The sequence below is a fragment of the Sphingobium sp. genome, assembly GCF_003248505.1.
Taxonomy (GTDB): domain Bacteria; phylum Pseudomonadota; class Alphaproteobacteria; order Sphingomonadales; family Sphingomonadaceae; genus Sphingobium.
This window is the reverse complement of the sequence record NZ_QFOA01000029.1, coordinates 37,046-47,151: the sequence shown is the minus strand read 5'-3', so window position 1 is coordinate 47,151 and position 10,106 is coordinate 37,046. Positions and strand designations below refer to the sequence as shown.

Annotated in this window: 8 protein-coding genes and 1 tRNA gene; 4 read left to right on the top strand and 5 right to left on the bottom strand. The window is 64.8% G+C overall.

The features are described from left to right. The 4 genes from DI606_RS11015 to DI606_RS11000 form a co-directional block, all read left to right on the top strand. Positions 1–336 (top strand): S1 RNA-binding domain-containing protein (locus DI606_RS11015; protein WP_293982716.1); only part of this gene is annotated, 336 nt, incomplete at its 5' end. Positions 337–508: 172 nt separating this feature from the next. Next, positions 509–799, top strand: coding sequence for an integration host factor subunit beta (locus DI606_RS11010; RefSeq protein WP_293982725.1), 291 nt, complete (start codon positions 509–511; stop codon positions 797–799). Positions 800–869: 70 nt separating this feature from the next. Further along, positions 870–955: transfer RNA gene (locus DI606_RS11005), tRNA-Leu, on the top strand. A 79-nt stretch (positions 956–1,034) separates the two neighbouring features. Next, positions 1,035–2,819 (top strand): cation:proton antiporter, encoded by a 1,785-nt coding sequence (locus DI606_RS11000; RefSeq protein WP_293982713.1) that lies wholly within the window; start codon positions 1,035–1,037, stop codon positions 2,817–2,819. Between the two features lie 31 nt (positions 2,820–2,850). Here DI606_RS11000 and DI606_RS10995 read toward each other — a convergent pair whose 3' ends face one another. The 5 genes from DI606_RS10995 to DI606_RS10975 form a co-directional block, all read right to left on the bottom strand. Beyond that, positions 2,851–3,795: a glutaminase gene (locus DI606_RS10995; RefSeq protein WP_293982710.1), complete on the bottom strand. Its 945-nt coding sequence runs from the start codon at positions 3,793–3,795 to the stop codon at positions 2,851–2,853. A 116-nt stretch (positions 3,796–3,911) separates the two neighbouring features. Then, positions 3,912–6,581 carry an alanine--tRNA ligase gene (gene alaS, locus DI606_RS10990; protein ID WP_293982707.1) on the bottom strand — a complete coding sequence of 890 codons (2,670 nt, stop codon included), beginning with the start codon at positions 6,579–6,581 and terminating at the stop codon, positions 3,912–3,914. A 71-nt stretch (positions 6,582–6,652) separates the two neighbouring features. Further along, positions 6,653–7,126, bottom strand: a complete 474-nt coding sequence (locus tag DI606_RS10985; protein WP_293982704.1) for a PilZ domain-containing protein — start codon at positions 7,124–7,126, stop codon at positions 6,653–6,655. A 95-nt stretch (positions 7,127–7,221) separates the two neighbouring features. Next, positions 7,222–7,848, bottom strand: coding sequence for a glutathione S-transferase family protein (locus DI606_RS10980; RefSeq protein WP_293982702.1), 627 nt, complete (start codon positions 7,846–7,848; stop codon positions 7,222–7,224). Positions 7,849–7,914: 66 nt separating this feature from the next. Next, entirely contained in the window at positions 7,915–10,026 is a 2,112-nt protein-coding gene (locus tag DI606_RS10975) for a malate synthase G (RefSeq protein ID WP_293982700.1), read from the bottom strand. Positions 10,027–10,106 lie beyond the last annotated feature (80 nt).

Below are 10,106 nucleotides of genomic sequence, written 5' to 3'. Positions count from 1 at the left end.
GGTCTCAACAAGAACGCGATCGTCACCGTGACCGTTCTGGAAGTCCGCGACGGCGGTCTGGAAGTCCAGGCCGGCGAAGACGGTGCGACCGGCTTCATCAAGCGCAGCGACCTGGGTCGCGACCGCGACGAGCAGCGTTCGGAACGCTTCCAGATCGGCCAGAAGTTCGACGCCATGGTGACCGGTTTCGACCGCGCCAAGAAGCCGACCTTCTCGATCAAGGCGATGCAGATCGCCGAAGAGAAGCAGGCCGTCGCGCAATATGGCTCGTCCGACAGCGGCGCGTCGCTGGGCGACATTCTGGGCGAAGCGCTCAAGGCGAAGAACGAAGGCTGATCGCCTTTCCTTCGATGGATCAGGAAACCCGCCGGGCACCGTCCGGCGGGTTTCTTTTTTCACAACCTGTCCTCATTCCCACAATGAAACGATCCGCATGTTGCCGCATTGTCAACGCGTCGGCGACGCTCTATTGAAGCAATTGGGACGCAGCAGAGGGGCTGGGGAACAAATGATCCGTTCGGAACTGATCCAAAAATTGGCCTATGACAATCCGGGCCTTAATGTTCAGGAAGTGGAAAAGATCGTCGATCTTTTCTTCAAAGAGATTGTCGACAGGCTGTCATCGGGCGGCCGCGTGGAATTGAGGGGCTTCGGCGCCTTCACCACACGCGCCCGCGATGCGCGAACCGGGCGCAATCCGCGCACGGGCGAGCAAGTCCCGGTGTCGGCCAAACGCGTGCCCTATTTCAAACCGGGCAAGGAAATGCGCGAGCGGCTGAACGTCAAGACCGAGGCCTGAACAGCCATCTGTCGCTTGACCTGTCGACTGCCAGCCGTCAGGGGTGGCAGGCCTTCAGGCGCGCGCATGGGCGGACGTGGCGAAATCGGTAGACGCAGCGGACTTAAAATCCGCCTCCCCCCGGGAATGCGGGTTCAAGTCCCGCCGTCCGCACCATGCCCCTGTCAGAGCGGCTATTTCGACTTTCGGGCCGAATGAGGCTGGCAATTCCATTGCCCAGCCGCAATGATGGGGCATGGCCGGCGAAATCAATACCCAGAGCTTCAGCGACTCCCTCGTCATCCTTGGCGCGGCGGGGTTGGTGATACCGGGGTTCGCGCGCTTCCGGATCAGCCCGGTGATCGGGTTCATCCTCGTCGGCCTTGCGGTAGGGCCAGCGGGGCTGGGTTCGCTCGTCGGGCAATATCCCTGGCTGTACCACGTCACGATCTCCAACCGCGAGGCGATAGAGCCGTTCGCGGAGCTGGGCGTCATCCTGCTGCTGTTTTCCATCGGATTGGAACTGAGCTTCCGCCGCCTGTGGACGATGCGCACGCAGGTGTTCGGCGTCGGCGCGGCGGAACTGATCGGCAGCGCATTGCTGATCGCACTCGGCCTCTATCTTCTCGGTCAGCCGACGGCGGGAGCGATAGGCCTTGGCCTGGCGCTTGCGCTGTCCTCCACGGCGGTCGTGCTGCCGATGGTGGGGACGCAGAGCGCGGTCGGGCGCTCCGCCTTTTCGATGCTGTTGTTCGAGGATCTGGCGCTGGTCCCGATCATCTTCATGCTGGGCGCTCTGGCCCCTTCGGTGGCGGCCAGCCCGGACGGCCCTTGGGGCGAACTGGCGGACACGCTGCTGCGCGGGGGCGTGACCATTGCGGTCATGCTGGTGCTGGGGCGCTTTACCCTGCCCCATATCTTCAGCCAGGCAGCGCGGACCAAAAGCCCGGAGGTGTTCCTGGCGGCGAGCCTGCTGGTCGTCATCGTCTCCAGCCTCGCCACCTCCATCGCCGGTCTTTCGCCGATCGTGGGCGCGCTGCTCGCCGGGCTGTTGATCGCGGAGACGGACTATCATGGCGAGGTCGAAGTCATGACCGCGCCGTTCAAGGGACTGGCGCTCGGCGTCTTCCTTATTACCGTGGGCATGAGCCTCGACATCCGCGTGATCCTGGCCAACTGGCCCAGCCTGCTGCTGGCGGTAGTGGGCGTTGTCCTTGCGAAGACGCTGGTGACCACCGCGCTGCTTTATCTGTCGGGCGCGCGCAAGGGCGTGGCGGCGGAGGTCGGGCTACTGATGTCCAGTCCTTCGGAAACCACGTTGATCGTGCTGTCGGCCGCCGCCGCCGCGCAGTTGATCCTGCCTTCTACCGCCGCCTTCTGGCAAATCGTGACCGCCATCGGCCTTACCATCACGCCGTTGCTTGCCCGGATCGGCCACGATGCGGCGCGCCGGATCGAGATGGCGCTGGGCGAGGACCGGGTCGAGAGCGAGGAAGCGCAGACCGAAGCGGCGGCGGTGGTAATCGGCTTCGGGCGGGTCGGCCAGATGGTGTGCGACCTTTTGAAAACCCATGGACAGCGATTTACGGTGGTCGAATCCGACCCGGATGTGGTCGCAGACGCGCGGCGGCTGGGATATCCGATCCTCTTCGGCGACGTGGCGCGGACGGAAATGCTCGACCGGTTGCGGCTCGGCCATGCGCGCGCACTCATTCTGACGATGGACGATCCGGTGTTGTCAGTGCGTGTCACAAAGCGAGTGCGCGGATGGGTGCCGGACCTGCCGATCATAGCCCGTGCGCGCGACACCGATCATGCAGCGCAACTCTACAAGGCGGGGGCGAGCGATGCGGTGCCCGAAACGCTGGAAAGCTCGCTGCAACTGGCGGAGACGGCGTTGGTCGACCTGGGCGTCGCGATGGGGCCGGTGATCGCGTCGATCCATCAGATGCGCGAGGATCTGCGCGTCGGGATCAAGGATGCAGCGCAGATGGAAACCAAGCCCAAGCTGCGGCGGCTGCGCGCGGATGAAGTGCGCTAGGCAGCCGACGCTCGCCGTGTAGGTAAGAAAATCACGACCGTTCTTCGGGTGGGCTGAAGATCGACCAGCCGGTACGCCGGGCGAGGATTTCGAGCGCTTCGCCACCCAGCTTGCTGTTGCCCGTTTCGGTTAGGCCGGGCGACCACACGGCGATGGACGCGCGCCCAGGCACGATGGCAAGGATGCCGCCCCCCACCCCGGACTTACCCGGAATGCCTACGCGAAAGGCAAAGTCGCCCGATGCATCATAATGGCCGCAGGTCAGCATCAGCGAATTGATCCGCCGCGCCCGCGCCGGTGAAACCACACGTCCCCCATCGGGGTGGCGCCCGTCCAGCATCAGATAGCGACCCGCCAGCGCCAGCTGTCGGCAACTCATTTCGATGGCGCACTGATGGAAGTAGAGGCCGAGCGCGAGTTCCACCGGATTGCGAAGATTTCCGAATGCCCGCATATAGTTGGCAAGCGCGATGTTGCGATATCCTGTCGCGCTTTCGGACGCGGCCACCGATTCGTCGATGGTGATACCGTCGTCCCCCGCAAGATATTGAACGAAGCGTACGACCTCGCCGATGGCGATCCGGGGCTGATGGCGGCCAAGATTGACGTCGGCCACCACGATAGCCCCGGCGTTGATAAACGGATTGCGGGGAATGCCGCTTTCCCGCTCCAGCTGGACGATAGAGTTGAAGGCATTGCCCGAAGGCTCCCGCCCTACCCGCTCCCAAAGCTGATCGCCGACCTTGCCGAGGGCGAGCGTCAGCGCGAAAACCTTGGAAATGGACTGAACGGAAAATCCGGTATCGGCATCCCCTGCGGCAAAGAGGCGACCGTCCGCCGTCGCCACGGCTATCGCGAACCGGGCCGGATCGACCTTGGCGAGTTCGGGGATATAGTCCGCGACCGTTCCGCGGTCTTCGACGCCGGCGATATGGGTCGCGATCTCGGCGATCAATTCGGACAGATCGACAGGCAAGGCGGCTCCCGTTCCTTTGGGGCTATCCCGCGATGCTATCGCAAAGCGGGCGGGGAAAGAAAAGCGCCGAAGCGGTCATCGGGCGACGATCCCGACCCCGAAGCGTCGCGCCACGTTCAGGCGGCGGGCACCGAAGCGAGCGCGGCCTTGACCGCTTCGACCGCCGCCTGCGCCTTGTCGCCGTCAGGCCCCCCGCCCTGCGCCATGTCGGGACGACCGCCGCCGCCCTTGCCGCCCAGCGCTTCCACGCCCGCACGGACCAGATCGACGGCGCTTACCTGCCCTTTAAGGTCGTCGGTGACGCCCACCGCAATGCTGGCGCGCCCATCCGTCACGGCGAGGACGGCGGATACCCCGCTGCCCAGGCTGGTCTTGTTCTGATCGACGATGCCGCGCAATTCCTTGGGATCGAGGCCGTCGATCACCTGCCCGATGAAATCGAAACCGCCGACCTTTTCGGGACCGGCAGGCATCGCCGATCCGCCGCCGCCGAGCGCCAGCGCCTTTTTCGCGTCGGCCAGTTCGCGTTCCAGCCGACGGCTCTGCTCGACCAGCGCGGCGATGCGCGCTGGCACTTCTTCCGGCGTGGTCTTGAGCGCCGCAGCGGTCTGGCGCAGCTTGTCGTCACGGTCCGTCAGCCACAGGCGCGCCGCTTCCCCCGTCAGCGCCTCGATCCGGCGGACGCCGGAAGACACGGCGCTTTCCGACACGATCTTGAAGAGCGCGATGTCGCCGGTCGCGTTGACATGCGTTCCGCCGCACAATTCGACCGAGTAATGGAGCTCCTCGGCCAGTGGGCCACCGCGCCCCATGGAGAGCACGCGGACCTCGTCCCCATATTTTTCGCCGAAGAGCGCCATGGCGCCCGCCGCGATGGCATCGTCCGGCGTCATGAGGCGCGTGGTTACCGCTTCGTTGAAGCGCACCTGCCCGTTCACATCCGCCTCGACCGCAGCGATCTGGGCCGGGGTGAGCGCTTCGGGATGAGAGAAGTCGAAGCGCAAACGGTCGGGCGCGACGAGGCTGCCCTTCTGCGTCACATGCGCTCCCAATTCCTTGCGCAACGCGGCGTGCAGCAGGTGCGTGGCACTGTGGTTGGCACGGATGCGGTCGCGGCGGTCGACATCGATGGCAAGGTTGACGGTGTCGCCGACCCTGATGCTGCCCGCTTCCACCTTCGCCCGGTGCGCGTGGAGCCGACCCAGCGGCTTGGACGTATCCTCGACTGTCGCGGAAAAGCCGCCCTGCGTCGTAATCGTCCCCGCGTCGCCCATCTGGCCGCCGCTTTCGCCGTAGAAAGGCGTCTGGTTGGTGATTATCACGACCTCGTCGCCCGCCGACGCGGTGTCGACCCGGACGCCGTCCTTGACGATGGCCCGCACTTCGCCCTCACCCTTGGCGGACGCATAGCCGATGAACTCTGTGTTGCCCGCTTCCTCTGCGATGTCGAACCAGATTTCGTCGGAAGCCTTTTCGCCCGACCCCTTCCACGCGGCGCGGGCAGCGGCCTTCTGCTCCGCCATGGCGCTGTCGAACCCGGCGCGGTCGACCGTCAGCCCGCGCGACCGTAGCGCGTCTTCCGTCAGGTCATAGGGGAAGCCGTAGGTGTCGTAGAGCTTGAACGCGGTCTCCCCTGGCAAGGTGCCGCCTTCGCCCATACCGCCGGTCGCTTCGTCGAGCAGACGGAGCCCGTTTTCGAGCGTCTTGCGAAAGCGGGTTTCCTCCCGCAGCAGCGTTTCCTCTATCAGCGGCTGGGCGCGGACCAGTTCGGGATAGGCCCCGCCCATTTCCGACACGAGACTGGACACGAGGCGATACATCAGCGGCTCCTTCGCGCCGATGATGTGCGCGTGGCGCATGGCGCGGCGCATGATGCGGCGCAGGACATAGCCGCGCCCCTCATTGGCGGGCAGCACGCCGTCCGCGATCAGGAAGCTGGTGGAACGCAGATGGTCGGCGATGACGCGATGGCTCGCCTTATGATCGCCATCAGTCGCGGTCCGGGTCAGCGCGCCGCTCTCGGCTATGAGCGCCTTGAACGTATCGGTATCGTAATTGTCATGCACGCCCTGAAGCACGGCGGCGACGCGTTCCAGGCCCATGCCGGTGTCGATGCTGGGCCGGGGCAGCTCGCTGACGATCTCGTTCGCTTCCTGCTCATATTGCATGAAGACGAGGTTCCAGATTTCGACGAAGCGGTCGCCGTCCTCTTCGGGCGATCCCGGGGGGCCGCCCCAGATATGATCGCCATGATCGTAGAAGATTTCCGAGCAGGGACCGCAAGGACCGCTGTCGCCCATGGCCCAGAAATTATCCTTGGTCGGGATGCGGATGATGCGGTCTTCCGGCAGACCCGCGATCTTTTTCCACAGGTCGAACGCTTCGTCGTCCGTATGGTAGACAGTTGCGGTCAGCTTCTCCGCCGGGAGCCCCCATTCCTTCGTCAACAACGTCCAGGCATGCGTGATCGCCTGTTCCTTGAAATAATCGCCGAAGCTGAAATTACCCAGCATTTCAAAGAAGGTATGGTGCCGCGCGGTGTAGCCCACATTGTCGAGATCGTTATGCTTGCCGCCCGCGCGCACCGACTTCTGGCTCGACGTCGCGGTCTTGTAAGGACGGCTTTCCAGACCCGTGAAGACATTCTTGAACGGCACCATCCCCGCGTTGACGAACATCAGCGTCGGGTCGTTGTGCGGCACCAGCGGAGCCGAGGGAACGATGGTGTGGCCGTTGGCTCCGAAATAGTCGAGGAAGGAGCGGCGAATGTCGTTGGTCGAAGTCATGGGGGCGATTTAGGCGGAAGCGCCTCGCCGCACAAGCGGGGCTTTTTGTCGATCATGATCGACGCGGGCGATCACAGCGCGTCGGTGACGCGCGCCATCGCGGACGCGAAGGTTTCGGTCAGCGCGTGAAGAAGCAGGAAGGAGCCTGCGACGATGCCGACGATGAGCGCGGCAAACTGAAGCTTGCGGGCGAGCGCCTGGCTTCTTGCCGTGCTGTCCTCGATGGTGCGGCGCTGAACCTGGCGGCGGTCCGTATCGCCGGCTTTCCATGCCGGCGCGGCAGGTGCGTCGCCGGTGAGCGAGGACAGGTGGATCAGGTCCTGCGCGCGGACGCCGCATTTGCCGTCCTTCGCCCAAACGACGCGGCCGACCACGACGGCGGAGGCACGGCGAATCTCGATATAGCTGCCGCGCGCGGGCGGGTGCCCCATGCGCAACATCATCCCGTGCAGCGAGACGTTCATGATGGTCGCGTCGAGCCATCGTTCGCCGAGGCGGATGCGCGCCGGGATGGCCGTGGCGACCCGCGGTTCCCTTTCCTGCATATGCCGCCCTTCCTGTTACCGTGCTGTCTACACTTTATAACGGCAGCGATCTGAAAATCTTGCGCTGACAGACGGTTAACGGCGCCGCGCCGCGATCAAGCGTAGGCATAGGGGCCTCCCGCCTTCAGCGCGGCCCGATAGGCGGGGCGCGCATGCATTTCGTCGAGCCAGCGGATGATGGCGGGCCGCGATGCGTCCAGCCCCCCGCGCGACCGGGACGCTTCCAACGGGAAGCTCATCATCATATCCGCAGCGCTGAATGCGTCGCCCGCGAAATAGCGACGACCCGACAGCTCGGTTTCCAGCCAGTCGAGATGATCGTCCAGCATCTTCTGCACCGTGGGCCGGGCCGGGCGTCCGAGCAGGCCGAGCTTTCCGACGACCAGCAGCGCGAGCAGCGGGGGCATCATCGATCCTTCGGCATAATGCATATATTGGCGGTAGCGGATCGCGCCTTCAGCATCGGCGGGCGGGCCGAAGCGCCCCCCTGCCCGCGCCACCAGATATTCCATGATCGCGCCCGTTTCGATCAATCGATGGCCGTCCGCCTCGACCACCGGCGACCGCCCAAGCGGGTGGACAGCGCGCAGGGCAACAGGCGCGCGCATCGTCCTGGCGTCCCGCTCGTAACGGCGCACCTCATAAGGTTCGCCAAGCTCCTCCAGCAGCCAGATGATGCGCTGCGACCGACTGTTGTTGAGATGATGGACGATGACGGTCATGGCGGCTCTCCTGTTCTGACAATGCCCCATGGGCTAGCGCAGCAGGAAAGCCGTCACAACAACCGGTTATGTAGGCGTGAGCGCCCGTGCCTTCTTTCTGGCACGAAAGGCGTGGAGCAGCGGTTCGGTATAGCCGCTGGGCTGTTCGACGCCTTCGAACACCAGCGCGCGTGCGGCCTGCCAGGCGAGGCTGTCGCTTTCCATGCCGCTCATCGGCTCATAGAGCGGATCGGCGGCATTCTGCGCGTCGACCTTCACCGCCATGCGCGCGAATGCCGCGTCGACCTGCTCTGCGGTGCAGACGCCGTGAAGCAGCCAGTTCGCCATATGCTGCGACGATATGCGCAGCGTCGCCCGGTCCTCCATCAAGCCGACATCGTGAATGTCGGGGACCTTGGAACAACCGACGCCCCGGTCGATCCAGCGGACGACATAGCCCAATATGCCCTGCGCATTATTGTCCAGTTCCTGCGCAATCTCCTCTTCCGAGAAATTGCGGCCCACAGCGACCGGGATGGTCAGCAGCTTGCACAGCGGCGAGATACCTTCCGCCCTGCGCTGCTCACGTCGCGCGAACACGTCGACGCGGTGATAATGGGTCGCATGCAGCGTAGCCGCCGTCGGCGAAGGCACCCATGCGGTGTTGGCGCCGCTCATCGGGTGGCCGACTTTCTGTTCCAGCATGTCGGCCATGCGATCCGGCGCGGCCCACATGCCCTTGCCGATCTGCGCCCGGCCCGACAGCCCGCAGGCAAGGCCGATCTGGACGTTGCGATCCTCATAGGCGGCGATCCAGTCGCTGGTCTTCATCTCGCCCTTCCGGATCATGGGGCCGGCCTGCATCGACGTGTGCATCTCGTCCCCGGTGCGGTCGAGGAAGCCCGTGTTGATGAAGACGATGCGATCCTTCACCGCATGGATGCACGCGGCAAGGTTGGCGGACGTGCGACGTTCCTCGTCCATGACGCCTACCTTGATCGTGTGGCGCGCCATGCCCAGCAGATCCTCGACCGCATCGAACAGCCGGTCGGTGAAGGCCGCTTCGTCAGGTCCGTGCATCTTGGGTTTGACGATGTAGACGCTGCCCGCACGGCTGTTCGCCCGCCGCCCGTTGAGGTCGTGCAGCGCGATGAGGCTGGTAACGATGCCGTCGACGATGCCCTCGGGCGCTTCGCCGCCGCCGGGCAGGCGGACGGCTGGCGTCGTCATCAGATGCCCGACATTGCGCACGAACAGCAGGCTGCGACCGGGCAGGACGACGGTACCGCCATCGGGCGCAGCGTAGCTGCGGTCGGCGTGGAGCGCGCGCGTCATCGTCGCGCCGTTCTTTTCGAACGTATCGGTAAGGTCGCCCTTCATGAGGCCCAGCCAGTTGGCATAGGCGGCGACCTTGTCCTGGGCATCGACGGCGGCGACCGAATCCTCCAGATCGCAGATGGTGGTGAGTGCCGATTCGAGGATCACATCGGCAATACCGGCCGGATCGTCGCGACCGATGGGATGATCTCGGTCGAACATGATTTCGATGTGCAGCCCGTTGTGGCGGAAGAGGCGGCCCTTCTCGCTTGTGCCGACGAACTGCGACGGGTCGGCAAGAACAACCTCTTCGTCGGCAAGGTCGCGCCAGCTTCCGTTCGCCAGCGGAACGGCTTCGTCCAGGAAGCTTTTCGCCCAGGCGACAACCTGCGCGCCGCGCGCCGGGTCATAGCCCTTGCCCGCCGCCGCGCCGGGAATGGCGTCGGTGCCGTAGAGCGCGTCGTAAAGGCTGCCCCAGCGCGCATTGGCGGCGTTGAGCAGGAAGCGGGCATTGAGAACCGGCACGACCAGTTGTGGCCCGGCGAGCGTCGCCACTTCGGGATCGACGTGCGCGCTGGCGACAGCGAAGGGCGCAGGTTCGGGGACGAGGTAGCCGATGTCGCGCAGGAAGGCCTCATAAGCTGCTGCGTCATGGGGCAGGCCCCGGCGCTGCTTATGCCAGTCGTCTATCTGCGCCTGCAACGCGTCGCGCTTGCGCAGCAAGGCGGTATTCTCAGGCGCGAACCGGGAGAAAATGTCGGCCATGCCGCTCCAGAAATGACCGGGAGCGATGCCCGTGCCCGGCAAGGCTCGATGCTCGATGAAATCGGCCAGTTGCGCTGCAACCTCCAGGCCCGCCCTCTCGACCGTGCGCTCGCTCATGCTCTTTCTCCTTCGATACCGCATCATAGACGACCGCGATTGGCACGTGTAGACGCATTTATCGGAACAGAGCCTTTCTT

Coding starts and splice junctions, on each gene's coding strand:
- DI606_RS10975 (WP_293982700.1), bottom strand. CDS start 10,026: ATGAGCGAGCGCACGGTCGAGAGGGCGGGCCTGGAGGTTGCAGCGCAA.
- DI606_RS10980 (WP_293982702.1), bottom strand. CDS start 7,848: ATGACCGTCATCGTCCATCATCTCAACAACAGTCGGTCGCAGCGCATC.
- DI606_RS10985 (WP_293982704.1), bottom strand. CDS start 7,126: ATGCAGGAAAGGGAACCGCGGGTCGCCACGGCCATCCCGGCGCGCATC.
- alaS (WP_293982707.1), bottom strand. CDS start 6,581: ATGACTTCGACCAACGACATTCGCCGCTCCTTCCTCGACTATTTCGGA.
- DI606_RS11000 (WP_293982713.1), top strand. CDS start 1,035: ATGGCCGGCGAAATCAATACCCAGAGCTTCAGCGACTCCCTCGTCATC.
- DI606_RS11010 (WP_293982725.1), top strand. CDS start 509: ATGATCCGTTCGGAACTGATCCAAAAATTGGCCTATGACAATCCGGGC.